28 protein-coding genes, 2 pseudogenes and 1 riboswitch are annotated in these 24,619 nt (G+C 64.8%); of the genes and pseudogenes, 14 read left to right on the top strand and 16 right to left on the bottom strand.

Annotation, left to right across the window (positions count from 1 at the left end; translation table 11 throughout):
* Positions 1-101: 101 nt before the first annotated feature.
* The 5 genes from HU750_RS21075 to HU750_RS21055 all read right to left on the bottom strand — a co-directional run bounded on the left by HU750_RS21075 (position 102) and on the right by HU750_RS21055 (position 3,971).
* Positions 102-785, bottom strand: a complete 684-nt coding sequence (locus HU750_RS21075) for an OmpW/AlkL family protein (protein WP_010951793.1) — start codon at positions 783-785, stop codon at positions 102-104.
* A gap of 109 nt (positions 786-894) precedes the next feature.
* The gene (locus HU750_RS21070) at positions 895-1,410 is read right to left on the bottom strand and encodes a DUF3299 domain-containing protein (RefSeq protein WP_099452760.1); all 516 of its coding nucleotides are present in this window, start codon (positions 1,408-1,410) and stop codon (positions 895-897) included.
* A 9-nt stretch (positions 1,411-1,419) separates the two neighbouring features.
* Positions 1,420-2,685 carry an ABC transporter permease gene (locus HU750_RS21065; RefSeq protein ID WP_085274020.1) on the bottom strand — a complete coding sequence of 422 codons (1,266 nt, stop codon included), beginning with the start codon at positions 2,683-2,685 and terminating at the stop codon, positions 1,420-1,422.
* Entirely contained in the window at positions 2,685-3,395 is a 711-nt protein-coding gene (locus HU750_RS21060; protein WP_099452761.1) for an ATP-binding cassette domain-containing protein, read from the bottom strand. The genes HU750_RS21065 and HU750_RS21060 overlap by 1 nt, the downstream gene beginning before the upstream one ends.
* A complete protein-coding gene (locus HU750_RS21055) occupies positions 3,396-3,971 on the bottom strand; it encodes a DUF2796 domain-containing protein (RefSeq protein WP_186682163.1) in 576 nt (191 codons plus the stop codon).
* Between the two features lie 133 nt (positions 3,972-4,104).
* Here HU750_RS21055 and HU750_RS21050 point away from each other — a divergent pair, with 133 nt between their 5' ends.
* A complete protein-coding gene (locus HU750_RS21050; RefSeq protein ID WP_186682161.1) occupies positions 4,105-4,446 on the top strand; it encodes a hypothetical protein in 342 nt (113 codons plus the stop codon).
* Between the two features lie 129 nt (positions 4,447-4,575).
* Here the strand turns inward: HU750_RS21050 and trxA are convergent, their stop codons facing one another.
* From trxA to HU750_RS21035, 3 genes and pseudogenes are all read right to left on the bottom strand, one after another.
* Entirely contained in the window at positions 4,576-5,448 is an 873-nt protein-coding gene (gene trxA / locus HU750_RS21045; RefSeq protein ID WP_186682159.1) for a thioredoxin, read from the bottom strand.
* 31 nt (positions 5,449-5,479) lie between these two features.
* Positions 5,480-6,139: pseudogene (locus HU750_RS21040) on the bottom strand (class I SAM-dependent methyltransferase).
* Positions 6,140-6,592 (bottom strand): YbaY family lipoprotein, encoded by a 453-nt coding sequence (locus HU750_RS21035; protein ID WP_027594905.1) that lies wholly within the window; start codon positions 6,590-6,592, stop codon positions 6,140-6,142.
* A 105-nt stretch (positions 6,593-6,697) separates the two neighbouring features.
* Here HU750_RS21035 and nrdR point away from each other — a divergent pair, with 105 nt between their 5' ends.
* The 12 genes from nrdR to HU750_RS20975 all read left to right on the top strand — a co-directional run bounded on the left by nrdR (position 6,698) and on the right by HU750_RS20975 (position 15,488).
* Complete coding sequence (gene nrdR / locus HU750_RS21030; protein WP_009685710.1) at positions 6,698-7,162, top strand: transcriptional regulator NrdR; 465 nt, start codon at positions 6,698-6,700, stop codon at positions 7,160-7,162.
* A gap of 2 nt (positions 7,163-7,164) precedes the next feature.
* Positions 7,165-8,295 (top strand): bifunctional diaminohydroxyphosphoribosylaminopyrimidine deaminase/5-amino-6-(5-phosphoribosylamino)uracil reductase RibD, encoded by a 1,131-nt coding sequence (gene ribD / locus HU750_RS21025; RefSeq protein WP_186682157.1) that lies wholly within the window; start codon positions 7,165-7,167, stop codon positions 8,293-8,295.
* Between the two features lie 42 nt (positions 8,296-8,337).
* Positions 8,338-9,003, top strand: a complete 666-nt coding sequence (locus HU750_RS21020) for a riboflavin synthase (protein WP_027594907.1) — start codon at positions 8,338-8,340, stop codon at positions 9,001-9,003.
* Positions 9,004-9,021: 18 nt separating this feature from the next.
* Positions 9,022-10,113 (top strand): bifunctional 3,4-dihydroxy-2-butanone-4-phosphate synthase/GTP cyclohydrolase II, encoded by a 1,092-nt coding sequence (ribBA, locus tag HU750_RS21015; RefSeq protein ID WP_012270288.1) that lies wholly within the window; start codon positions 9,022-9,024, stop codon positions 10,111-10,113.
* A gap of 91 nt (positions 10,114-10,204) precedes the next feature.
* The gene (gene ribH / locus HU750_RS21010; protein ID WP_003255395.1) at positions 10,205-10,681 is read left to right on the top strand and encodes a 6,7-dimethyl-8-ribityllumazine synthase; all 477 of its coding nucleotides are present in this window, start codon (positions 10,205-10,207) and stop codon (positions 10,679-10,681) included.
* A complete protein-coding gene (gene nusB, locus HU750_RS21005; RefSeq protein WP_099428217.1) occupies positions 10,678-11,178 on the top strand; it encodes a transcription antitermination factor NusB in 501 nt (166 codons plus the stop codon). The genes ribH and nusB overlap by 4 nt, the downstream gene beginning before the upstream one ends.
* Positions 11,179-11,196: 18 nt before the next feature.
* Positions 11,197-12,165 (top strand): thiamine-phosphate kinase, encoded by a 969-nt coding sequence (gene thiL / locus HU750_RS21000; protein WP_186682155.1) that lies wholly within the window; start codon positions 11,197-11,199, stop codon positions 12,163-12,165.
* Entirely contained in the window at positions 12,162-12,665 is a 504-nt protein-coding gene (locus HU750_RS20995) for a phosphatidylglycerophosphatase A family protein (protein ID WP_027594910.1), read from the top strand. Before thiL ends, HU750_RS20995 begins: the two co-directional genes overlap by 4 nt.
* A gap of 16 nt (positions 12,666-12,681) precedes the next feature.
* The gene (locus HU750_RS20990) at positions 12,682-13,425 is read left to right on the top strand and encodes a substrate-binding periplasmic protein (RefSeq protein ID WP_186682153.1); all 744 of its coding nucleotides are present in this window, start codon (positions 12,682-12,684) and stop codon (positions 13,423-13,425) included.
* 217 nt (positions 13,426-13,642) lie between these two features.
* On the top strand, positions 13,643-14,260 hold the full coding sequence (gene ribA, locus HU750_RS20985; RefSeq protein WP_027594912.1) for a GTP cyclohydrolase II: 618 nt from the start codon (positions 13,643-13,645) through the stop codon (positions 14,258-14,260).
* Complete coding sequence (locus HU750_RS20980; protein WP_099452770.1) at positions 14,257-14,676, top strand: MFS transporter; 420 nt, start codon at positions 14,257-14,259, stop codon at positions 14,674-14,676. The genes ribA and HU750_RS20980 overlap by 4 nt, the downstream gene beginning before the upstream one ends.
* Positions 14,676-15,488, top strand: a complete 813-nt coding sequence (locus tag HU750_RS20975; RefSeq protein ID WP_186682151.1) for a cobalamin-binding protein — start codon at positions 14,676-14,678, stop codon at positions 15,486-15,488. The genes HU750_RS20980 and HU750_RS20975 overlap by 1 nt, the downstream gene beginning before the upstream one ends.
* On the opposite strand, the gene HU750_RS20970 is transcribed toward HU750_RS20975, so the two are convergent.
* From HU750_RS20970 to ribB, 5 genes are all read right to left on the bottom strand, one after another.
* On the bottom strand, positions 15,466-17,340 hold the full coding sequence (locus HU750_RS20970) for a TonB-dependent receptor domain-containing protein (protein ID WP_186682149.1): 1,875 nt from the start codon (positions 17,338-17,340) through the stop codon (positions 15,466-15,468). The genes HU750_RS20975 and HU750_RS20970 overlap by 23 nt on opposite strands.
* A gap of 122 nt (positions 17,341-17,462) precedes the next feature.
* On the bottom strand, positions 17,463-19,358 hold the full coding sequence (gene dxs / locus HU750_RS20965) for a 1-deoxy-D-xylulose-5-phosphate synthase (protein WP_027594916.1): 1,896 nt from the start codon (positions 19,356-19,358) through the stop codon (positions 17,463-17,465).
* A gap of 183 nt (positions 19,359-19,541) precedes the next feature.
* On the bottom strand, positions 19,542-20,429 hold the full coding sequence (gene ispA, locus HU750_RS20960; protein ID WP_027594917.1) for a (2E,6E)-farnesyl diphosphate synthase: 888 nt from the start codon (positions 20,427-20,429) through the stop codon (positions 19,542-19,544).
* Positions 20,426-20,668 carry an exodeoxyribonuclease VII small subunit gene (locus HU750_RS20955; protein WP_027594918.1) on the bottom strand — a complete coding sequence of 81 codons (243 nt, stop codon included), beginning with the start codon at positions 20,666-20,668 and terminating at the stop codon, positions 20,426-20,428. Before HU750_RS20955 ends, ispA begins: the two co-directional genes overlap by 4 nt.
* A gap of 246 nt (positions 20,669-20,914) precedes the next feature.
* Positions 20,915-21,565, bottom strand: a complete 651-nt coding sequence (gene ribB, locus HU750_RS20950) for a 3,4-dihydroxy-2-butanone-4-phosphate synthase (protein WP_186682147.1) — start codon at positions 21,563-21,565, stop codon at positions 20,915-20,917.
* A gap of 80 nt (positions 21,566-21,645) precedes the next feature.
* Positions 21,646-21,787: riboswitch (FMN riboswitch) on the bottom strand.
* 95 nt (positions 21,788-21,882) lie between these two features.
* On the opposite strand from ribB, the pseudogene HU750_RS20945 reads away from it, so the two are divergent.
* Positions 21,883-22,044 (top strand): annotated as a pseudogene (locus HU750_RS20945) (RtcB family protein); the annotation flags it as partial.
* 117 nt (positions 22,045-22,161) lie between these two features.
* Here the strand turns inward: HU750_RS20945 and HU750_RS20940 are convergent.
* The 3 genes from HU750_RS20940 to HU750_RS20930 are packed head-to-tail and all read right to left on the bottom strand — an operon-like array spanning position 22,162 to position 24,562.
* Positions 22,162-23,052 carry an alpha/beta hydrolase gene (locus HU750_RS20940; protein WP_186682145.1) on the bottom strand — a complete coding sequence of 297 codons (891 nt, stop codon included), beginning with the start codon at positions 23,050-23,052 and terminating at the stop codon, positions 22,162-22,164.
* A gap of 30 nt (positions 23,053-23,082) precedes the next feature.
* Positions 23,083-24,030, bottom strand: a complete 948-nt coding sequence (locus HU750_RS20935; RefSeq protein ID WP_186682143.1) for a FecR domain-containing protein — start codon at positions 24,028-24,030, stop codon at positions 23,083-23,085.
* A complete protein-coding gene (locus HU750_RS20930; protein WP_186682141.1) occupies positions 24,023-24,562 on the bottom strand; it encodes a sigma-70 family RNA polymerase sigma factor in 540 nt (179 codons plus the stop codon). The genes HU750_RS20935 and HU750_RS20930 overlap by 8 nt, the downstream gene beginning before the upstream one ends.
* Positions 24,563-24,619 lie beyond the last annotated feature (57 nt).

The following is a 24,619-nucleotide window of genomic DNA, read 5'->3' as shown; positions in this document are numbered from 1 at the left end:
GCGGTGTGCGGGCTGGGGGCGGGGATCAGTGCGACAGCCTTGGGTTGCTGGCTGGGGGCAGGAACAGGGAGCGCGGCAATGGCCGCCCTCCCTGCCAGGGATCAGAACTTGTAGCCAAGGCCAACCATGTAAACCCACGGGTCGACGTCGACGTCGACCTTGGTCTTGCTGTAGCCCAGCGCGGTCGGGCCGTTGACGCTGGCCTTGGTGTCGATGTCGACGTACCAGACCGAGGCGTTGACCAGCAGGTTGTCGGTGAGCATGTAGTCCATGCCCAGCTGGCCAGCGATGCCGACCGAATCCTGCAGCTTCAGGTTGCTGAAGCCTTGTTCTTTACGCGCGCTGCTCAGGTCTTCATCGAAGAACAGGGTGTAGTTGATGCCCACGCCGGCATACGGCTGGAAGCGGGAGTTCGGCTCCATCGGGTAGTACTGCAGCGACAGGGTCGGTGGCAGTTGCTTGATGTCGGCCAGCTTGCCGTCCAGGCCGCCGCCCAGGCCCTTGACGCCCACGGTGTGCTTGAACGGGGTGGCCGCCAGCAGCTCCAGGCCGATGTGGTCGGTGAGCATGTAGGCGAAGGTCAGGCCCAGCTGGGTGTCGCTGTCCAGGGTCGCCTTGGTGCCCGACACCTTGTTGCCGTCGAACTTGAGGTCGCCGCTGCTTTCGTTCGGTGCGGTAGTGATGGCACCGGCGCGCAGGATCATATCGCCTGCCTGGTAGGCGTGGGCGGCAGGGGCGGCGAGCGCAAGGGCCACAAGCGAGGCGCCGAGCAAGGACTTGTTCATGGAAGCTCCCAGAGGACATTAGTAATTGAGTAGTCCAATGGTACGGATGCGTCTAAACCGAAAGTTTGACCCAGCTCAAAGAAGCGTCGGAACGAATTCGAAACAGTTCTCACTTCAGCTCATAAGCGTATATTTTCTCGGCTTCCATCTGGTATCCGGCGTCGGCCAGTTCGCTGCTGGAGGCGCTCACCTGCATCTTTCCCTCGATCCAGTAGGGCTGATACAGGTCTTCGACGCGCACGCCCATCTCGCTGAAGATGTGCACGATCTGGTTCGAGGGTGGTGGCGGCACGTGGATGCAAGCGCCGTAGTAGGGCACCAAGAGGAACTCGGTGGTGCGGCCTTCTTCGCTGACCTCCAGCGGCACGATGTAGCCCGGCAGCTTGATCTGCTGGCCATCCAGGCTTTTCACCACCGGGGCATCCGGCGCCTGCTGGCGGGCGGCGGGCGCCGATTCGGCGGCCAGAGCGTCGCTCAGCTGTGACAGGTCGTGCAGCGGGGCCAGTTGCGGCGGGATGACAGGGGCGCCTTCCGGGATCAATGCAGGCCAATCGAGTTCGCGGGGTTCGGCCGCCCAGGTGGGGGCGGCGAGTACTACCAGTGATAACAGAAGCGCGCGGAGCATGGCGTTTTCTCAGAGGTGGATCGACAAGCCATCGGCCAGCGACTGCCGATAGGCACGCCAGGCCGGCACGCTGCCCATCAGCAGTGCAGCCCCGAGGATAATAGCCAGCAGCGTCCATTCATGGGCACTCGGCAGGGCCAGCGGCAGGAACAACCCATAGTTGGCCTGCACATAGCCCTGCGCCAGAGCGATGCCGGTGTACAGCAAGCCTAGCCCGGCGACAATCCCCACCACGGCCAGCGACAGCGCCTCCAGTACCAGCAACCCGGCGATATGCCAAGGCCGGGCACCGACCGAGCGCAAGATCGCCATCTCCCGACGGCGCTCGTTGAGGCTGGTGAGAATCGCCGTCAGCATGCCGATCAACCCGGTCAGCACCACGAACAGCGAAACCACGAACAGCGCCTGCTCGGCGGTGCCCATCAGGCTCCAGAGCTCCTGCAGGGCCACCCCGGGCAAGATCGCCAGCAAGGGTTCGTTGCGGTACTCGTTGATTTCCCGTTGCAGGCTGAAGGTAGCGATCTTGCTGTTCAAACCAAGCATGAACGCGGTGATGGCGGCAGGTTGCAGGTCCATGGTACGTGCCTGGTCGGCACTGATGCGCCCGGCACCGCGGGCGGGCACGCCGTTGTGCCAATCGATATGGATCGCCTCCATGCCACCCAGGCTGATATGCAGGGTGCGGTCGACCGGGGTGCCCGTACGCTTGAGCACGCCGACCACGGTGAACGGCTTGTCGTCATGCTTGACCAGGCTGATCGCCGCAACGCCATGCGCCAGTACCAGCTTGTCGCCCAGTGTGTAATGCAAGGCGTCGGCCACTTCGGCGCCGAGCACCACTTCGAACGGGTCGTCAGCGAAGGCGCGGCCCTGGCTCAGCTCCAGGTGCTGCCTGCGGCCATATTGGTAGTGGCTGAAGTAGTCGCCGGTGGTGCCCATCACGCGATAGCCGCGGTGCGAGTCGCCCAGCGAAATAGGGATCGCCCACTTCACCCGTGGGTCCTGGGCGTAATGCTGGTAGCTGTCCCAGCGGATGTTGTTGGTGGCGTTGCCGATACGAAACACCGAATACAGCAGCAGGTTCACCGAGCCTGAGCGGGCGCCGACGATCAGGTCGGTACCGCTGATGGTGCTGGCGAAGCTGGCGCGGGCTTCGGTGCGCACGCGCTCTACGGCCAGCAGCAGGCACACCGACAAGGCAATGGCGAACGCGGTGAGGAAGGCGGTGAAACGGCGGTTGGCCAGGCTGGCCAGGGCAAGACGAAGCAGGTACATCAGGCCTCCCGGGGCTTGGCGGCGCGGTTGAGCTCGGCCAGGGAAAGGTGACGGTCGAACAGCGGTGCCAGGCTCTGGTCATGGCTGACGAACAACAGGCTGGCGCCGGCTGCACGGCACTCGTCGAACAACAGGCGGATGAAGGCTTCGCGGGTGTCGGCATCGAGGGCCGAGGTCGGTTCGTCGGCGATCACCAATTCCGGCTGGCCGATCAGTGCTCGCGCAGCGGCCACCCGTTGTTGCTGGCCGATCGACAGGCTGTCGGCGCGCCGGGCAAGCAGGGCGGGGTCGCCCAGGCCCAGGTGGGCGAGCAGCGTGGCGGCGGCCTGGTCGACACTGCCATGGCGCTGGGCCGCGCGCGTGGCGCGGCTGCGCGAAAAGCGGCAAGGCAGCTCGACGTTCTCGCGCACCGATAGAAACGGCAGCAAGTTGAACTGCTGGAAGATGTAACCCGTGTGGTCGACCCGGAAGCGATCGCGCGCGCCTTGGCCGAGGCCACTGAGGTCGTGGCCGAGCAGGCGAATGCGGCCCTGGCCAGGCAGGTTCACGCCGCCCAGCAGGCCCAGCAGCGTGGTCTTGCCGCTGCCGCTGGGGCCTTTGAGAAACAACGCCTCGCCGGCCTCCAGCTGGAAGGCGGGAATATCCAGCAGGGCCGGTTGGCCAGGCCAGGCAAAGACCAGGTCATGCAGTTCGATCAGCGGCTGGCCCATTCAGAACGCGACCGCGGCCTTGGCGGGTGTCGCTTCAACGCCTTTCTGACCTTTAGGGCCGATCAGTTGCACGTTGATCTTCTGGGTAGCCGGGAAGGCCTTGAACAGCGGGGCAAGGTCGATCTGGGTGAGGCTGTCCGGGTTGGCACAGGTCAGTTGGTAATGCGCACCAATGTCGCTGTGCTCATGGCCGTGCTCATGCTCGTCGTCATCGTCGTCGGCTTTCGGGGCATCTCCGAACAGCGGGCTTTCCAGCGCCTGTGCATCGTCCTTGCACCCAGCGGCTGCTGCCAGGCCGAACAGCTGCAAGGGTTGCTCGAGCTGCTGGCGCACGGCGGCGACCTTGGCTTTGTCGGCATCGCTATTGGCAGCGTGCTCGAAACCGACCAGGTTCATCGCCGGGCTGTCCAGTTCCAGCTCCAGGGTGTTGCCATCGAGCACGGCGTTGAGCTTGGCCACGCCATGCTCATGGGCGCCGAGGGTGCCATGGGCGTGATCATGGTCATGGTCATCGTGGGCATGGGCCATGGCGAGGGGCAGCAGAGCGAAGGGCAGGGCGAGCAGCAGGCGACGCATGGAAGACTCCAGGAGCAGGCTGGGAATAATTTGGTAATGTTATAACAATTTTTCTGCCTGCCGCCAGCCTGTGTGGTGCAGGTTTCATGTTGCTGTAGCATGGCTGCATTGACCTGCGTTCAAGGAAAGCATCGTGAGAATTCGTGGACAGATTGGTGACTGGCCCGTGGACCTGACTGTCGAGCTGGAGCCGGCCGAGTGGGCGCAGTTGGGGCGGCACCTCGAGGTGCCGGTTACCGCCGAAGCGGCGGCCGCCCCGCCAGCAGCGCCGCGGCAAGATGATGGGCAGTGGGCCGCAGCACGCGACGTGCTGCGCCAGGCTGGGCAGATGAATGGGCCAGCGTTGCTGGACCGCCTGGAAGGGCTGGCGGGGAGTACCGCGGCGGGCAAGCGACTGCTGGTGCGGTTGCGGCACAGCAGCGAGGTGAAGGTGGAAAGTGGCGCGGATGCGCCGGTGTATCACTGGGTCGGCTGACAAGGTCACACGCGTTCGGGGTAGGAGCAGCCTTGTGCTGCGAAGAGGCCGGTGAAAGTAGCGCAGATTGACTGTGCTTTCACCGGCCTCTTCGCAGCACAAGGCTGTTCCTAAAATGGTGTGCCTGCCTCAGAACAGGGCTGAAGACAGCTTGCGGCGGTAGACGCTCACCAGCGGATGATCACCGCCCAGCAGTTCGAACACCTGCAACATCGCCTTCTGCGGCAACCCGTTCTCGTAGCCGCGGTTGCGCTTGAACAGCTTCAACAAACCCTCCAGCGCCGCCTCGTACTGCTGGCGGGCCAGTTGCTGAATGCTCAACTGGTAGGCCGCTTCATCGTCCTCTGGGTTCTGCGCCAGGCGGCTCTTCAGGTCGGCGACTTCTGGCAGGCTGGCAGCCTGGCGCAGGAAGGTCAGCTGTGCCTTGGCACCGGCCAGGGCTGCCTTGTGCTCGTCGGTCTTGACCGCGTCCAGCACCACCTGGGCCTCGCCCAGCTCGCCCCGCTCAGCCAGGCAACGGGCGTACAGGATCAGCGCCTCAGCATTGCTGTTGTCTTCACCCAGCAGCGCCTGGAGCAGTGCTTCGGCCTCGGCGAAGCGGCTTTCGGCGAACAGCGCCTTGGCCTGCTCCAGCGGCGATGCGGCGGGCGGGGCCGGCATCTGCACGTGCGGTTCGAGCAGCGCGCGGATTGCCGACTCCGGCTGCGCCCCGGCAAAACCGTCGACCGGCTGGCCGTCTTTGAACAGCACCACGGTCGGCAGGCTGCGAATGCCGAACTGGGCGACCACCTGCTGCTCCACGTCGCAGTTGATCTTGGCCAGCAGCAGCTCGCCCTGGTAACCCTCGGCGATTTTCGCCAGCAGTGGCATCAGCGCCTTGCAGGGCGCGCACCACTCAGCCCAGAAGTCCACCAGGACCGGTTTGTGGAAGGAGTTTTCGATGACCAATTGCTGGAAGGTGGCATCGGTGGCGTCGAAAATGTACGGCGTGTCTTGGCTCATCGCGACTCTCGCAAACTCGTGAATGGCACCACTATAAAGGCTCGCGGCTGGCGTGGTACAGGCTGACCCGGCGGAATTCGTGGGGCTCGGCCAGGTCCGGCAGGGTCAGCGCGTCGAGCACGCCCAATTGTTGGTACAGCGGGTGGCTGAAGTCGCGAACCCGCGAGTCGGCCACCAGCGCCTGGCGACCGCGGCCGAGGAAGGCATCGAGCAGTGGCAGGTTGGCGCGGTCATACAGCACATCGGCGACCAGAATCAGGTCGAAGCGGTCGTCCTCGGCGAAAAAATCGTTGCTGTAGCCGAGCTCCACCCCGTTCAACGCGGCGTTGGCGCGGCAAGCGTCGAGGGCCAGTGGGTCGAGGTCGCACGCCACCACTTCAAGGGCGCCTGCGCGGGCTGCGGCAATGCCGGCGATGCCGCTGCCCGCGCCAAAATCGAGCACACGCTTGCCCTCCACCCATGCCGGGTGTGCGGCCAGGTAGCGGGCCATGGCCAGGCCGCTGGCCCATCAGAAGCTCCAGTACGGAGGTTCTTCGAGAATGCGCCGGGTTTCTTCGCTGCTGAAGGCGCGGTCCATGTTCTGGTCGTCGATCAGCCACAGTTTCAATTCGCAGTCAGGCAGGTCGCTGACCACCAGGCGCGCTTCGCCGATTAGGCCACTGAGGGCCTGTTGCAGTGCCAGTGGCGCCACTTACGGTGCCTTCTCGAAACGCAGCGGGCCGGTGGCCTGGGTTTGCGGCTGGGCGATGCGCACAGGGGGCAGGTGCATGATCAACTGCCCGGAGCTGCTGGCGCGGCCGCGCAGTTCGACGCGGGCACCGGCCGGGAAGGCTTCGGGGTTGAAGCGCAACTGATAAGGCAGCGCCTGCCCGGTGCCAGTCAGGTTGCTGCTGGCCAGCAGGCGTTGCGGGCGGTCGCGTTCGTCGATCACCAGCAGGGCCAGCTCCACGTCGGCGCCGGCCGGGATTTCCAGCAAAGTACCGCTCAGCTCGCGCTGGTAGGCGGGCAGCGGGCCAAGCGGTTGGGCCTTCTTGGCTACTTTGGCTGGCGCAGGCGCCTGGCCTTGATCGGGCTTGGGCTGGTCGCTACCGCAAGCGGCAAGCAGGGCGGCGCAGCACAGCACGACGAGCGCTCGATAGTGCATTGGGGCTTCCTTCACGGGCAGATTTCCCTGGATGTTAACCCCTTTGGCTTGTCTTGCCAGTGGGATGCGCTACCATGGCCCTCCCTTTTTTTGTTGCCTGCCACCATGCACTGTCCCTTTTGCGGTGCCAACGACACCAAGGTCATCGACTCTCGTCTTGTCGCCGAGGGCGAGCAAGTGCGCCGCCGCCGCGAGTGCGTTGCCTGCGGCGAGCGTTTCACTACCTTCGAAACCGCCGAACTGGTGCTGCCCCGGCTGATCAAGCAGGACGGCACGCGCCAGCCTTTCGACGAAGACAAGTTGCGTGCAGGCATGCAGCGGGCGCTGGAAAAACGCCCGGTCAGCGTCGAGCGCCTGGAAGCGGCGCTGGCGCATATCAAGAGCCGCCTGCGTGCCACCGGCGAGCGCGAGGTCAAGTCACTGGTGGTGGGTGAAATGGTGATGGCCGAGCTGCGCAAGCTCGACGAGGTGGCCTATATCCGCTTCGCCTCGGTCTATCGACGCTTCCAGGACCTCGACGAATTCCGCGAAGAAATCGACCGCCTGGCCCGTGAGCCAGCTAAAGAGTGAGCATGCCCAGCCAGACCGCGATCCTCGATGCCCACTACATGGCCCGCGCCCTGGAGCTGGCCCGCAAGGGTATTTACAGCACCCACCCCAACCCGCGTGTGGGGTGCGTGATCGTGCGCGATGGCGAGGTGGTCGGCGAAGGCTGGCACGTGCGCGCTGGCGAGCCCCATGCCGAGGTGCATGCCCTGCGCCAGGCCGGTGAACGCGCCCGCGGCGCTTGCGCCTATGTCACCCTCGAACCGTGCAGCCACCATGGCCGCACGCCGCCGTGCGCCGAAGCGCTGGTCAAGGCTGGCGTGGCCCGCGTGGTGGCCGCGATGCAAGACCCCAACCCGCAAGTGGCGGGGCAGGGGCTGCGGCGCCTGGCAGAGGCCGGTATCGAGGTCAGCAGCGGAGTGCTTGAAGCTGAGGCCCGCGCGCTCAACCCAGGTTTTCTCAAGCGCATGGAGCATGGCCTGCCGTTTGTCAGGGCCAAGCTGGCCATGAGCCTGGACGGCCGCACGGCCATGGCCAGCGGCGAAAGCCAGTGGATTACCGGCCCTGCCGCCCGCGCTGCGGTTCAGCGGCTGCGCGCGCGCTCCAGTGTGGTGCTCACCAGCGCCGCCAGCGTGCTGGCCGACAATGCGCGTATGACGGTACGGGGCGCAGAGCTGGGCCTGGACGACGAAACCCTCGCCCTGGCCTTGAGCCGCACGCCGTTGCGCGTGCTGATCGATGGCCGCCTGCGCCTGCCGCTGGATGCGCCGTTCTTCCAGGCCGGCCCGGCCCTGGTGGTGACGGCCGCCGCTGAAGCGCCGCGTTACGCCGAGGCAGGCCATGAGCTGTTGAGCCTGCCAGGCACCGATGGCCAGGTCGATCTGTCCGCGTTGATGGGTGTGCTGGCCGCGCGTGGCGTCAACGAGATTCTGCTGGAAGCCGGCGCAGGCCTGGCTGGCGCGTTCGCCCGGCAAGGCCTGATCGACGAATACCAGTTGTTCGTCGCCGGCACCTTCCTGGGTTCCCAGGCCCGCCCGCTGCTGGACTGGCCCCTGGCGAAGATGAGCGAAGCACCGCGACTGAAAATTACCGAAATGCGCGCAGTGGGCGATGACTGGCGGGTCACGGCCATCCCCCTGCCGGCGCCCGGCGTATAATGCCTGGCTTGCCCTGCGCAACCCGTTCTTGAGGAAGACCCCATGTTCACCGGCATCATCGAATCCATCGGCACCATTCGCAGCATGACCCCGAAGGGCGGCGACGTGCGCGTCTACGTCGAGACCGGCAAGCTCGACCTGGGTGACGTCAAGCTTGGCGACAGCATCGCCGTCAACGGCGTGTGCCTGACCGCCGTCGAGCTGCCGGGCAATGGGTTCTGGGCCGACGTCAGCGTCGAGACCCTCAAGCGCACCGCCTTCATCGACCTCAAGAGCGGCAGCAAGGTCAACCTGGAAAAAGCCCTGACCCCCACCACCCGCCTGGGCGGTCACCTGGTCAGCGGCCACGTCGACGGCGTCGGCGAAATCATCTCGCGCAGCGATAACGCCCGCGCCATCCAGTTCCGCGTGCGTGCACCCAAGGAGCTGGCCAAGTACATCGCCCACAAGGGTTCGATCACCGTCGACGGCACCAGCCTGACGGTCAATGAGGTCAATGGCGCCGAATTCGAGCTGACCATTGTCCCGCACACCCTGTCCGAAACCATCATGGCCGACTACCGCGCAGGTCGTCGGGTCAACCTTGAGGTCGACCTGCTGGCCCGTTACCTGGAGCGTCTGCTGCTGGGTGACAAGGCGGCCGAACCGAGCAAGGGCAGTGGCATTACCGAAAGCTTCCTGGCCGCCAACGGCTTCTTGAAATCCTGATTGAGAAGGGGGTGCCGAGTGGCGCTCAACAGCATCGAAGAACTGGTCGAAGACATCCGCCAGGGCAAAATGGTCATCCTCATGGATGACGAAGACCGCGAAAACGAAGGCGACATCATCATGGCAGCCGAGTGCTGCCTGCCTGAGCACATCAACTTCATGGCCAAGCACGCCCGCGGCTTGATCTGCATGCCGATGACCCGTGAGCGCTGCGAAACGCTGAAGCTGCCGCTGATGGCGCCGCGCAACGGGTCCGGCTTCGGCACCAAGTTCACCGTGTCGATCGAAGCCGCCGAAGGCGTCACCACCGGTATTTCCGCTGCCGACCGCGCGCGTACCGTGCAAGCGGCCGCGGCCAAGGACGCCAAGGCCGAAGACATCGTCAGCCCGGGCCACATCTTCCCGCTGATGGCCCAGCCCGGCGGCACCCTGGCCCGTGCCGGCCACACCGAAGCCGCCTGCGACCTGGCGCGCATGGCAGGCTTCGAGCCGAGCGGCGTGATCTGCGAAGTGATGAACGATGACGGCACTATGTCGCGCCGTGCCGAGCTTGAAGTGTTCGCCGCCGAGCATGGCCTGAAGATCGGCACCATCGCCGACCTGATCCACTACCGCATGATCCACGAACGTACCGTGCAGCGCGTTTCCGAGCAGCCGGTCGAAAGCGAATTGGGCGAGTTCAACCTGGTCACCTACCGCGACGCGGTGGAAGGCGACGTGCACATGGCCCTGACCCTGGGCAAAATCTGCGCTGAAGAGCCGACCCTGGTACGCGTGCACAACATGGACCCGCTGCGCGACCTGCTGCTGGTCAAGCAGCCGGGCCGCTGGAGCCTGCGCGCGGCCATGGCTGCCGTGGCCGAGGCCGGCAGCGGCGTGGTGCTGCTGCTGGGCCACCCGCTGGACGGCGACGTGCTGCTGGCGCACATCCGCGAAAGCGCGGGTGATGCACCGACCAAGGCACCGACCACCTACAGCACCGTCGGCGCCGGTTCGCAGATCCTGCGCGACCTCGGTGTGCGCAAGATGCGCCTGATGAGTTCGCCGATGAAGTTCAATGCGATATCCGGATTCGATCTGGAAGTTGTAGAATACGTGCCCTCCGAGTGACTTGAGACGGCGCGCGCGCCCTCACGCTCGAGTCCAAACCCTCCCGAGGCCGCCAGCGAGCGGCCTCGCTCTTGAAGATGAGAACATCGGAATGACCCTGAAGACCATCGAAGGTACCTTCATCGCCCCCAAAGGTCGCTATGCTTTGGTGGTTGGCCGCTTCAACAGCTTCGTCGTAGAAAGCCTGGTAAGCGGTGCCGTTGATGCCCTGGTACGCCACGGTGTCAGCGAAAGCGACATCACCATCATCCGTGCCCCGGGCGCGTTCGAAATCCCGCTGGTGGCACAGAAGGTCGCCCAGCAAGGCGCGTACGACGCGATCATCGCCCTGGGCGCCGTGATCCGCGGTGGTACCCCGCACTTCGAATACGTGGCGGGCGAATGCACCAAGGGCCTGGCCCAGGTGTCCATGGAGTTCGGTGTTCCGGTGGCCTTCGGCGTTCTGACCGTCGACTCCATCGAGCAGGCCATCGAGCGTTCCGGCACCAAAGCCGGCAACAAAGGTGCTGAAGCTGCCCTGTCCGCTCTGGAAATGGTCAGTCTGCTGGCGCAGTTGGAGGCCAAGTGATTAGCGACGAAAGCGATCGTTTCAACCCGCGCGATCCAAAACCTGCGGATGCCGGCAAGCCCTCGAAGAGCGCCAAGCGCCGCGAAGCCCGCAAGCTCGCGACTCAGGCGCTGTACCAGTGGCACATGGCGCGTCAGTCGGTGAACGAGATCGAAGCGCAGTTCCGGGTCGATAACGATTTCACCGATGTCGATGGCGCCTACTTCCGCGAAATCCTGCATGGGGTTCCGACCAAGAAGGACGAGATCGACGCGGCCCTGAAGCCTTGCCTGGCGCTCGCGCTGGAAGAGCTCGACCCGGTTGAACTGGCTGTGCTGCGGTTGTCCACCTGGGAACTGATGATGCGCGCCGATGTGCCGTACCGTGTTGTGATCAACGAAGGTGTCGAGCTGGCCAAGGTCTTCGGTGCCACCGACGGCCACAAGTTCGTCAACGGCGTGCTGGACAAGCTCGCCCCTTCGCTGCGCGAAGCGGAAGTCAAGGCGAACAAGCGCTGATCCCGGCGCTGGCGGACCATGGGTGAGTTCGAGCTGATCAGCCATTTCTTTGCCGCCGCGCCCTGTGCGCAAGGCGGTGAAGGCGTGGCCCTGGGCATCGGTGATGACTGCGCGCTGCTGGATGTGCCTGTTGGCGAGCAACTGGCGGTGTCCACCGACACCCTGGTGGCCGGCGTGCATTTCCCCGCGGTCTGCGACCCTCTGCTGCTCGGCCAGCGCTCGCTGGCCGTGGCGGCCAGTGACCTGGCGGCGATGGGCGCTACCCCCATCGGCTTCACCCTTGCCCTGACCCTGCCCGAGGTCAGCGCCGACTGGCTGCAAGCCTATGCTGACGGCCTCGATCGTATGGCCCGGCAGTGCCAGTTGAGTCTGATTGGCGGTGATACGACCCGTGGCCCCTTGAGCATCACCCTGACCGTGTTCGGCCGCGTGCCGGCCGGGCAGGCGTTGCGCCGTGGCGGTGCCCGCCCGGGTGACCTGCTGTGTGTGGGCGGTGAACTGGGCAACGCTGCGGGCGCCTTGCCGCTGGTCCTGGGCGAGCGCCAGGCCGATGCTGCCCTTGCCCAGCCGTTGCTCGACCACTACTGGTCGCCCTCGCCGCAATTCACCTTGGGGCAACTGTTGCGCGGGCGTGCTACGGCCGCACTGGATATTTCCGACGGCCTGCTGGCCGACTGCGGGCATATCGCCAACGCGTCCCGCGTGGCGCTCGAGGTGAACCTGGACCAGGTGCCGGTGTCATCCGCTTTGCAGGGCTTTCTCGGTCAGGAGGCTGCCGTGCAGGCTGCCTTGACCGGGGGTGACGACTATGTGCTGGCGTTCACCTTGCCGCCGGCTCAGCTTTCATCCCTGCAGGCCCAAGGCCTGGCGACGTTCCATGTCATCGGGCGAGTGCTCGAAGGCCAGGGCGTTAGCCTGCGGGACGGGCAGGGCCAGGACATCACCCCGCGGCAACGCGGCTATCAACATTTTAGGGAGACACCGTGACCGATCACCCCAATCAGGTGCCTGCGGAGTTCGTTCCGCCCTCGGTCTGGCGCAACCCCTGGCACTTCATCGCCTTCGGCTTCGGTTCCGGCACTTTGCCCAAGGCGCCGGGCACCTGGGGTTCGCTGGTGGCCATCCCCTTCATTCCGCTGTGGCAGATGCTGCCGGATTGGGGCTACTGGTTGCTGCTGGGCATTACCATGCTGTTTGGCTTCTGGCTGTGCGGCAAGGTCGCCAATGACTTGCGCGTTCACGATCATGAAGGCATTGTTTGGGACGAGATGGTCGGCATGTGGATCACCCTCTGGCTGGTGCCAGAAGGCTGGCAATGGTTGCTGGCAGGGTTCCTGATGTTCCGTTTCTTCGACATCCTCAAGCCGTGGCCGATTCGCTGGATCGACCGCCATGTGCATGGCGGGGTCGGGATCATGCTCGACGATATCCTGGCCGGCGTGTTCGCTTGGTTGGGCATGCAAGTTCTGGTGTGGGCGGTTGCCTGAGGCAGGGAGCGCGTGAATGGCCATAAGGACGGTGCTGTTGGCAATGCTGCTGGGTTGTGCTCCCTGGGTGGGGGCGGCCGAAAGTGTGCCGAAGCAGGTCCATCTGGTTAGCGAAGAGTGGCTCGACTACACCAACGCCAACGGTACCGGGGTTGCCTGGGATGTGCTGCGCAAGGTGTTCGAGCCGGCCGGGGTCAAGGTCGTTACGCAGAGCGCGCCCTACAGCCGTGCAGTGGGGCTGGTAAAGCGGGGCGAAGCTGATGCCTGGGTAGGCTCCTACAAGGGCGAGAGCAAGGATAATCTCTACCCGCGCTGGCACTTCGATATGGACCACATCTATGCCTTGGGGCTTGCCAGCAAGCCGGCGCCTACGCCGAGCACGGTTGGCCAGTATCGCCTGGCTTGGGTGCGTGGCTACGACTACGCCAGCTACTTGCCCAATGCCCATGACTACCGCGAGATTCAACGCCGTGAAGGCATTTTGCCGATGCTCGAGCACGACCGTGTGGACTTCTACATCGATGCGCTGACCGAGGTCGACTACGTGCTTGGCCAGGCGTCGGAGCCTGCACGCTTTCGTAAAAGCCACGTCGCCGAACTGCCGTTGTACCTGGCGTTCGCCAATAACGGTGAGGCCAAGGCACTGCGGGAACTGTTCGACAAGCGTATGGCCGAGCTGGTGCGCAGCGGTGAATTGAAGCCGATTTTCGAACACTGGAAGCAACCGTATCCCTTCACTGCCGACAGCAAGCCGCTGTAGGAGCAGCCTTGTGCTGCGAAGGGGCTGGTGACAAGCGCAACGATCGGTGGTACTCCAGCGGGCCTCTTCGCAGCACAAGGCTGCTCCTACAGGGGGGGCGGAAAAATAAGCATCGAACTTTTCGATCTTAAACCGCGGTATTCAGCCAGCGCACTGGCGCCGACCTGCTGATACAATCGCCCCACGAGAAATTTACTACTTATTTCAGGAGCACAACGTGCCCGTCGTCTTTGTTGCCGCCTCTAAACTCCCGACCCCGTTCGCGACTTTCACCATGCACGGCTTCCTCGAAGAAGCCACCGGCCGTGAGCACGTGGTGCTCAGCCTGGGTGATATCGCTGACGGTGAACCGGTGTTGGGGCGCCTGCACTCCGAGTGCCTGACCGGCGATGCCCTGTTCAGCCAGCGCTGCGACTGCGGTTCGCAACTGGAAGCCGCCCTGCAGGCCATCGCACGTGAAGGCCGTGGTGTGCTGTTGTACCTGCGCCAGGAAGGCCGTGGCATCGGCCTGTTGAACAAGATCCGCGCCTACGAGCTGCAGGACGGTGGTGCCGACACCGTCGAAGCCAACGAGCGCCTGGGCTTTGCTGCCGACCAGCGTGACTACGCCATCTGCCTGCCGATGCTCGAACACTTGGGGGTGAAATCCCTGCGCCTGATGACCAACAACCCGCGCAAGGTCAAGGCACTGACCGACATGAACATCGTCGTCGCCGAACGCGTGCCGCTGCACACCGGCCATAACCCGCACAACCGCTACTACCTGGCGACCAAAGCCGGCAAGCTCGGCCATATGCTGGGCAACGAACACCAGGGCGAGGTGCCTCAGGCGTGACCCGCGCCGAGGTAAAGCGGCGCCTGGCACTGGCCTGGTGGCAATACCTGGCGATGGGCCTGGTGCCGCTGCCAGTGATGGCCTGGGCGTTTGGTGGCGGTGATGCGTTGATCCCGGTGCTGGCCATGCCACTGTTCATCGCGGGTGCGGCGACCATGTTCCTTAGCCTGCCGCGCTTCGGTGCCTACAAGCGTGCGCTGATCGCGACCTCCAAGGTGCTCGGCAGCACCGAAGAGCCGGCAGCCTGGATCACCCTGGCGCGGGTGCGGCGCATCGCCATGCTGTATGCCTGCTTCCCCGCCTGGGTTGCCGCGCTGTCGGTGCTGGTGGGGCTGGAGGCCGTACCGCAAATCCTTTTGGTGCTGTCCACCGTGGTGGTGCTCTACCTGTACCGCATCCCACGTCAGCTGGGCTGATGCGCAGCCTTCTCTGGCTACTGGCGCTGTGCGCCTGCAGCGCCAGCGGCGGCGAGCCGCTACGGGTGGTCAGCCTGGCACCTTCGATGACCGAAATCATGCTTGAGCTGCACGCCGATGACCTGTTGGTCGGCGTGCTCGACGGTGGTGATCGCCCGCCAGCATTGCGTGAGGTGCCTTCGGTCGGCCGCCAAGGCCAACTGAACATGGAGCGTCTGCTCAGCTTGCAGCCTGACTTGTTGCTGCTCTGGCCCGGCAGTGTGGCGCCAGCACAGCGTGATCAGCTCAAGCGCCTGGGCATCGCCACCTTCAGCGCCGAACCCCACGGTATCGACCAGTTGATCGATCAAATCGAGGCCATCGCCCAGCGCGTCGGCCGCGAAGAGCAGGGCCAGCAATACGCCCAGGCCCTGCGTGACAGGCTGCGGCACCTGCGCCAACAGTATCGCCGTGAGCAGCCGCTGCGCGTGTTCTACCAAGTCTGGGATCAGCCCTTGTACACCTTGGGTGGCAGGCAGGTGGTCAGCGACGCGCTGGCGGTGTGCGGCGCGCGTAATGTGTTCGCCGACCTCAACCAGCCAGCCCCTCAGGTGAGCGTGGAGTCTGTACTGCTGCAAGACCCGCAGGTGATTCTGGCGGGTGATCAGGCGCAGTTGGACAGCTGGAGGGCTTGGCCGCGCCTGCGCGCGGTGGCCGATGAGCGCTTGCTGGTCGTGCCCGACAAAGGGCTCGAACGGCCCAGTGGGCAGATGATCGAGGCCACCGCCCGCTTGTGCGCGTTGCTCGAAGCTAAAGCGCCGGCGTCCAGGTGACGCTGAACAGCACGGTGCGGCCTTCTTCGCGGTAGCTGTGGCTGGCGCCTTCATAGCTGTACAGGGCGCGGCTGTGGGTGTGGTCCAGCAAGTTGTCCAGCTTCGCTTCCAGTTTCAGTTCACCCGTTGCCGCCCAGCTACCGCGCAGGCCGAGTAGGCCAAAGCCGGCGAGCCGGTTGCGGTTGGCTTCGTCATCGTAGCTGGCGCTGACGGCTTGCCAGCTTCCGCCCACGCTGAACCGCCCAAATGCGCGGTCCAGGTCAAGGCTAACGGTACGGCGAGCGCGGCGGGCGAGGGTATGGCCACTGTCGCGGTCGCGCGGGTCGATCAGCGCCAGGCCGAGCTGGCTGCGCCATGCGCCCCATTGCTGGTCGAGGGACAGCTCTACGCCGTTGATGCGCGCCGAGGCGACGTTGCGCGGGATCGCGTCCTGGCCAAAGATGATCGCGTCGCGCAGGTCGGTGCGGTACAGCGACGTCTCCAGGCGGCTGTCCGAGGTGAGCTGGCTGCGCCATTGCAGTTCGTAGCTTTTGGAGTGCTCTGGGCTCAGGTCTGGGTTGCTGAATTCTGGGTAATACAGGTCGTTGAACGTCGGGGCTCTGAAGCCTTCGCTGTAGGACAGCAGCACATCGTTGGACGCGTTCACGGGTACGGTAAGGCTACCGCTCCAGGTGGTCTGGCCACCGAACTGCTGGTTCTGGTCGCGGCGCACGCCCAGCTCGGTGGAAAACCGCTCTCCCCGGTACCGATGTTGAACGAAGGCCGCCCGGTTCCAGCGGCTGTCTTCGGTGAAGTCAGTGCTGCCGTGCACGCGGTCTTCGTACCAGTCCCCGCCGATCAGCAGCGTGTGCTGGTCATTCAAGGCCAGGTCGTTTTGCCAGGTGAGTTGATCACGGTAGGTGTTGAACACGAAGCGCTCATCGCTGAGCTTGTCGCGCTTGTCGTCACGGTTTTCGCTGTGGGCAAGTTCCAGGCGCGAATGCCAGCTGTCGTTGAGCTGGGCATCGAAGTAGGTGCCCAGGCTGCTGACGCTGAAATCGGTATAGGGCTTTTGCCCGAAGCTTTCAAAGGTGACCGGGTTGAAGCCACCGAACGGGTTGTCGTATTCACTGCGCCCATGGCTGTCGAGCAGGTTGAGGCCGGCCTCGAAGCGTTCGCCGAAGGTGTGGCTGAGGCTCAGGTTGAATGATCTGTTGCGGTACGCATCGTGATCCCCATCGCTGGCAAAGGACGGGCCGGTGGCGTCGATGCCGGCAGTTTCGTCCAGGCTGGCGCCCAGGTTGAAGCGGGTGGCGCCGTTGCCACCGGCCAGGCCCAGGCTGCGTTGGAAGGTCTGGTTGCTGCCGGCGGCCAGGCGCAGGCGCGGTTGCAGGCCAGGGCCGCTGCTGCGCCGGGTGAAGATCTGAATCACGCCGCCAATGGCGTCGCTGCCGTAGATCGCCGAGCGGGAGCCGCGCAGTACTTCGACACGCTCGATCTGGTCGACGTCGAGAAATTGCAGGCCGCTGTCGCCGGAGGTGGCGTTGGCGATGCGCACGCCATCGACCAGTACCAGGCTTTGCGCTGCCTTGGTGCCGCGGATGAAGATACCGGGCAGGCTGCCGCGACCACCCGTGGGAGCGACTTGCACGCCGGGGACGCGGGCCAGCAGGTCGGTGACGCTGGTGGGTTGCAGGCGGTCGATGTCGGTGCGGGTGAAGACGGTGTTGGCGGCGCTGGTGGCGGTGCGCGACTCGACTTGGCGGTTGGCGCTGATCAGCACATCGGGGAGTTTCAGGGCATCGTCGCGTTCAGCGGCTAGAAGCGGCAGCGGTAGGCACAGGAGGGTGGCGGTGAAGCTCGGGATTTTCATGGGCATTACCATGTTGCGAGGGCTGCGCCCTCGATCGCGACGCAAGGCCGCTCCTACAGGGCCAGCGCAATCCTGTAGGAGCGGCCTTGTGTCGCGAAAGGGCCGCAAAGCGGCCCCAAAGGTTACAAGCCGAGCTTGGCCATACGTGCTGTAACCGAAGCCTCGATGCCAGCAGCATCCAGCCCGCACTCAGCCAGCATCTGCGCAGGCTTGGCATGCTCGACATAAATGTCCGGCAAGCCCAAGTGCAGCAGTGGCTTGACCAGGGCCTGGCTAGCCAGGAACTCACCCACAGCAGCCCCTGCGCCGCCCATGATGGCGTTTTCTTCGATAGTCACCAGCAGCTCATGGCTGCCCGCCAATTCGAGTACCAGTGCCTCGTCCAGTGGCTTGACGAAGCGCATGTCGACCACCGTGGCGTTGATCTGCTCGGCAACTTGCAAGGCTTCGGTCAGTTGCACACCAAATACCAGCAGGGCGACTTTTTCACCTTGGCGCCGGATAACGCCCTTGCCGATTTCCAGGGGCGTAAGGTCACCACTGATCGGTGCGTTGGGGCCGGTGCCGCGCGGGTAGCGCACTGCCGCCGGGCCGTTGTACAGGTGGCCGGTGGTGAGCATCTTGCGCAGTTCGTTCTCGTCGCTCGGGGTCATCACCAGCATGCCGGGGATGCAGCGCAGGTACGACAAGTCGTAGCTGCCGGCGTGGGTCGGGCCGTCTTCACCCACCAGGCCGGCGCGGTCGATGGCGAACAGCACATCGAGGTTCTGTACCGCTACGTCGTGGATCAGCTGGTCATAGGCGCGCTGCAGGAACGTCGAATAGATCGCTACCACCGGCTTGCTGCCTTCGCAGGCCATGCCCGCGGCCAGGGTGACCGCGTGCTGCTCGGCAATCGCCACGTCGAAGTAGCGCTCCGGGTAGCGTTCGCTGAACTCGACCAGGTCGGAGCCTTCCTTCATCGCCGGGGTAATGCCAACCAGGCGATTGTCGCTGGCGGCCATGTCGCACAGCCACTGGCCGAACACGGCGGAGTACTTGGGCCCGCTGGGTTTTTTCGGCGCGGCGGGCTTGTCGGCGGGCTCGAGCTTGGTGATGGCGTGGTAGCCGATCGGGTCGACCTCGGCCGGGGCGAAGCCTTTGCCCTTCTTGGTCACCACGTGCAGGAACTGCGGGCCCTTGAGGTCACGCATGTTGCGCAGGGTGGCGATCATGGTCGGCAGGTCGTGGCCGTCGATCGGGCCGATGTAGTTCCAGCCCAGCTCTTCGAACAGGGTGCCGGGGACCAGCATGCCTTTGGCATATTCCTCGGTGCGACGGGCGATTTCCCACGCGCCTGGCAGGCGCGAAAGCACCTTCTTGCTGCCCTCGCGCATGCTCGCGTAGGTGCGGCTGGAGAGAATCTTGGCCAGGTAATTGGACAGGCCGCCGACATTGCGCGAAATCGACATGTCGTTGTCGTTGAGGATCACCAACATGTCGGCGTTGACTTCCTGGGCGTGGTTCAACGCCTCGAAGGCCATACCGGCGGTCAGGGCACCGTCGCCGATCACCGCGATCGACTTGCGTGCGCTGTTCTGCAGGCGGGCGGCGATGGCCATGCCCAGCGCTGCACTGATCGAGGTGCTGGAGTGGCCGACGCCAAAGGTGTCGTACTCGCTCTCGCTACGGCGCGGGAAGGCGGCGATGCCGTCCTTCTGGCGCAGGCTGAGCATGCGCTGGCGGCGGCCGGTGAGGATCTTGTGCGGGTAGGCCTGGTGGCCGACGTCCCACACCAGCCGGTCGTCCGGGGTGTCGAAGACGTAGTGCAGGGCGATCGTCAGCTCGATCACGCCCAGGCCGGCGCCAAAATGCCCACCGGTCTGTCCCACGGTGTAGAGCAGTTCCTGGCGCAACTCGTCGGCCAGGGTCTCCAGGTCGGCTTCGGCCAGCCGGCGCAGGCCGGCAGGCGTGTCAGCGCGGTCGAGCAACGGCGTGACCGGGCGTTCGCGGGGGATCTCTTGAAACGTCGTGGGCATCAGGCGAGTCGTTATAGGTGTGAAGACGCGGCAGTTTACCCCATTGTGGGAAAAGTGCCCATTGAGAGGGGGTAGCACGGGGCTGCTTTGCAGCCCATCGCCGGCAAGCCAGCTCCCACACGTTCACCGTTTTGCTGTGGGAGCCGGCTTGCCGGCGATGGGCCGCCTGGCGGCCCCGTTGAATCAGTTGCGGCGTTCGACGATGTAGCGCGCCAGCGCCCGCAGCGGCTCGGCAGTTTCACCAAACCCTTGCAATGCGGCCAGCGCCTGGTCGCGCAGTTCGATTGCATAGGCCTTGGCGGCCTCCAGGCCAAGCAGGGCCGGGTAGGTCGGTTTGTCTCGGGCGATGTCGGCACCCTGGCGTTTGCCAAGGGTGGCGGTGTCACTTTCTACATCGAGGATGTCGTCCTGCACCTGAAACGCCAGGCCAATGGCCTGAGCGTAGGTCTGCAAGGCATCCAGTTGCGCCGGCTCGGCGCGGGCGCTGGCCAGGGCGCCCAGGCGCACGCTGGCTTCGATCAGCGCGCCGGTCTTGTGCCGGTGCATGAATTCCAGCGCCTGCTGGTCCAGCTTGATGCCCACCGAGCCCAGGTCGATGGCCTGGCCACCCACCATGCCCGCCGGGCCGGCAGCCTTGGCCAGGGCCTGGACCATGGCCAGGCGAAGGGCGTCGGACTGTGGGCTCAGGCGTGGGTCGAGCAGGGCGCTGAAGGCCAGGCTCTGCAGGCCGTCACCGGCGAGGATGGCGCAGGCTTCGTCGAAGGCTTTGTGGGTGGTCGGTTGGCCGCGACGCAGGTCGTCGTCGTCCATCGCCGGCAGGTCGTCATGCACCAGCGAATACGCGTGGATCAGTTCGACCGCGCACGCTGCACCGTTGGCCTGTTCGGCTGGTGCACCCAGGGCTTCGCAGGCCGCGTAGGCGAGCAGCGGGCGTACACGCTTGCCGCCGTTCATTACGCTGTAGCGCATGGCGGCGTAGAGGCGCTCGAGTTCTTTGGTAGGCGCTTGAAACAGCGGTTCTAGGGCGGCGTCGACGCGGGCCTGGCAGTTGGCCTGGTAGGTGCTGATCATGCTTCTGGCTCCGCGTCGAAGGGCTGGGCTGCCAGCTCACCGTCGCGTTCCAGAAGGATTTGCACTTTCTGCTCAGCCTGGGCCAGTGCGCCCTGGCAATCGCGGGTCAGGGCGATGCCTTGCTCGAAGGCGGCCAGCGAATCTTCCAGCGACAACTCGCCGTTCTCCAGGCGCTCGACCAGGGCTTGCAGGTCTGCGAGGGATTGCTCGAAATCGAGGGAGGCTTTTTTGCGGGCCATGGCGACTGTCTCGGTGGCGTTCTGAACGGCGCGACACTAGCAGAGCGGGGCAGGGGGAGCAAACTTGTGTGGGGGAGTGCATCGGGTTCGGGCCAATCACGCCTGTGATAAAGGTGGTCACGCGCGTTTGCCGCAGGAATGATTGGCCCGAAAAAATGTAGGAGCAGCCTTGTGCTGCGAAGCGCCGCGCGGGCGGCGCTCGATGTGCGCGCCGCCATCTTCCTTAAGCCAAGCGTCTGAAAGCCATCAAGCCGTAGCCGCTTCGCGCTCCACCATCGCCTCGCGGTACCGCGCCAACTCTTCAATGGTCAGCACCGGCAAATTGTACTGCCGCGCATACACCGCCACCTGCTCCCCACGCGCCATGCTGCCGTCGGGGTTCATCAACTCGCACAGCACCGCTGCCGGCCGCAGCCCGGCCAGGCGCGCCAGGTCGACCGAACCTTCGGTATGGCCACGGCGGATCAGCACACCACCATTGCGCGCGCGCAGCGGGAACACATGCCCAGGGCTGACGATATGCCGTTGCTCGGCGGTCGAGCTGAGCGCCGCAGCGATGGTGGTGACACGGTCTTGCGCCGAAACGCCGGTGGTGATGCCGTCCGCCGCCTCGATGGTGACGGTGAACCCGGTGCCATGGCGCGCCTGATTGTTCTGCACCATCGGCGCCAGTTGCAGGGCGTCCACGGTCGCTTCGTCCAGGCACAGGCAAACGATGCCGCTGCAGTCACGAATCATCATGGCCATAGTTTGCAACGAGATGTTTTCGGCGGCGGCAATGATGTCCGCTTCGTCCTCGCGGTCATCGTCGTCCAGCAGCAGTACGGGGCGCCCGGCCTGGAAGGCAGCGATGGCGGCAGAAATGTTGGGGTATTGCTTTTGCAGCATAGGGGACATGAAACGCTCCTCGTAAATGATCGATGAACGTCTCGGGGCGAACAAAACGCGCGCGCAGGGGCGCCCGAATGGCCCCTGCCTGACGCCTTCTTTCATCCGGACTATGACCGTCGGCTCTGGAGTCTCACCAGATCTGCTGACCCCCGGCATGGCCGGGGCGCTCGCGGGCTCATCTTTCGATTTACCGCCGGTGGGGACTTACACCCCGCCCTGAAGACCCGGCAAGCATACCCCACAGAGCCACCCTGCTGGCAACCCGCCTGGCTAAGACCTTAGGCGAGCATCGGCGGTATCATGGCAGGCATGTTCTATTCGGAATCGACAGCATGGACATTCTCCAGGTCGCCGGCGGCAAGCCGATCAAGTTGTGGACCGACGGCGTGCCGATCGAAGACGAAGCGCGCCAGCAGTTGCTGAACACGGCCAAATTGCCGTTCATCTTCAAGCACCTGGCCGTGATGCCGGATGTGCACTTGGGGTGACCGGGCCGGCCTCTTCGCGGGGCAAGCCCGCTCCCACATAATCTGCACTGCCCTCAGGACTGGAGGGGTAAACCTGTGGGAGCGGGCTTGCCCCGCGAAGAGGCCCGCGCAGGTTTACCGAGACATTCCTTCAATTACGCTTTTCAGCGAGGCCGGCAACATCGGCCCATGCCCCAACCCGTCGAACCGCTCGAAGCGCACCTGCAACCCAGGCACCTTGGCCAGGTCCGCCACCAGCTCCCGCGCCGGCCGCTCCGCGTCGCCCTTCACCGCTGCACGCGGGTTCGACGACTCATCGCCACCGCGCATCAGCAACAGCTTAGGGCGGCCGCCACCCAAGCGCTGCTGCAGCCCCTGGGCTTCCCGCACAATCGCCCCGTCATGCCACCACAACGATGGGCTGGCCGCCGCGTAGTCGCTGAACTCGGCCGGCCGGGTGAACAGTGCATGCAGCACCGCCAGGCCACCATAGGAATGCCCCCACAGTGTTTGCCGTTGCAGGTCGATCGGCGCTACAGCGGCGACCATCGGCCGCATGCGCTGGCTCAGCAGGTCGAAGAACGCCTCCACGCCACCGCTGGGCTGGCCCGTCAGCGGGTCGCGCTGTTCCGCTTGCCCAGGCAGTGCGGGGGTGTAGTCATACGTTCGCCCGGCACGTTCGATGCGTTGGTCGGTCTGGTAGCCCACGGCGACCAGCAACGGGGCTTGGCCTGCGGCAAGCTTGCCCAGTTGTTCACTGTCCAGGGCACCCAGCGCGGCGTTGCCGTCGAGCATCCACAACACCGGGTAGCCCGCCGCGGGCGCCGGGCGATTCGGCTGGCCGATCCATAGACGGTAATGGCGCTGGCCATCGGCTGAATCCAGGTCATGCTGGCTGAAGCGATAGGCCAGGTTCTGGCGCTGCAGCAGCGACGTGTCCATTTTCTGATCGCGCACTGGTTGCGCCAGGGCTGCCGGTGCAGCGAGGGCCAGTGCCATGGCCAGGTACAGGGGCATTTTGCTCATCGGGGAATCTCGCTCGGTCGTTGGTGTTGATCAACGGCTAATGAATACCTGCCTGCCGGTGTGTCGAACCTGCAGCGTGTAGGTCTGTGCCAGCATGGCCAAGGCCAGCGGCAAGTCATCGATGGGGAATGTGCCAGACACTCGCAGCTCACCCAGCACGGGGTCGCACTCAAGTTGTTGGTCGGTGTAGCGCATCAACTCATGCGCCCACAGCCGTACTGGCATGTCGTCGGCCACCAGCAAGCCGTTGCGCCACGCCAGGGTGGTCTCCCGAGCCTCCTCGATGAGCCCCATGCGCTCGCGGCTGAAACGGACTTGCTGGCCAGCACGGATGATGTTTTCGCCAGGGGCCACGCTGGCGTGTTCTGGGCGAACCTGTACGGCGCCTTCGTACACCGCTAGCAAGGTTTCATCGGCCAGCTGGCGCACGCTGAATCGCGTACCCAACGCGCGCAGTTGGCCTTGCTGGGTCTGTGCCATGAGCGGGCGTGGGTCGGCAGCGGTCGCGATGTACACCTCGCCACGGCGCAGGTGCAGCAAGCGTTGCGCGCTGTTGAAAAGCACGTCCACGGCGCTGTCGCTATTGAGGGTGATCTGTGTGCCGTCGGCGAGCCGTGCGTGTTGGCGTTCACCCACAGACGTCTGGTAATCGTTGCCAATGCCTGAGCGCCATGCCCACCAGCTGAGCGGTGCGGCACCGATCAGCAGAAGCAGCCCGCGCAGCACAGCACGCCTGCCTGTCGGGCGATCCAAGGTCTGCTTGGCCAGCGTTGGAGGCAGGCTGCCCAGGCGTGTTAGCAGGCGCTGTGCCCTTTGCCACGCCCGTTCATGCTCAGCACTGGCACGCCGCCAGCGCTCCAATTCGCGCTGTTGCGCTGGCAGCAGCGGCGCTTCCTGCATCAGCATCAGCCAGGAGGCCGCTTGGGCAAGCACCTGTTGGGGGATGGCATCGTCAAGCGGGGCCGTGCGGTTATTCATCGGGCATCTGCGTCAGACAGGCCAGGTAGGCCTCGTGGATGTACTTCTTGACCGTCGGCAGCGCGATGTTCAGGGCCACGGCAATGTCTTTCTGCTTCATGCCGTCCAACGTTGCCATCAGAAACGCCTGCCTCACGCGGGGGCGTAGCGTATCCAGCAGCGTGTCGATCTCGTGCAGGGTCTCGAGGATCACGCTTTGCAGTTCAGGCGAAGGGTGCTCGGGTTCTGGCAGCAGCAGCAACGCCTCGAGCCAGGCACGCTCCAGCGACTGCCGGCGCCGCCAGCTGACCAGCACACAATTGGCGATGCGGGTTAGGTAGGCGCGTGGCTGACGGATCGGTTCGACCCGCGCACCCTCCCGGCTGGTAAGCACCCGCAGGAAAATGTCATGCGCCAGGTCATCGGCCACCCCGCGTCCCCACGACCTCAGCCGATAGGCGAGCCAGTTGCGTAACCAGGCGTGATTCTCGATGTACAACGTCTCGACGCTGCACGGCTCGGTACTGTTCGGCGGGGAGAAGGGCGCATTCATCGTGAGTTGAGTCGGTACAAGACTGTCGCAAATGAAAACCATTATCACTAGAATTGC

Source organism: Pseudomonas sp. SWRI50, assembly GCF_014269095.1.
Lineage (GTDB): Bacteria > Pseudomonadota > Gammaproteobacteria > Pseudomonadales > Pseudomonadaceae > Aquipseudomonas > Aquipseudomonas kermanshahensis.
Note: the sequence above shows the minus strand (reverse complement) of the source record. Positions and strands in the feature narration are given on the sequence as shown.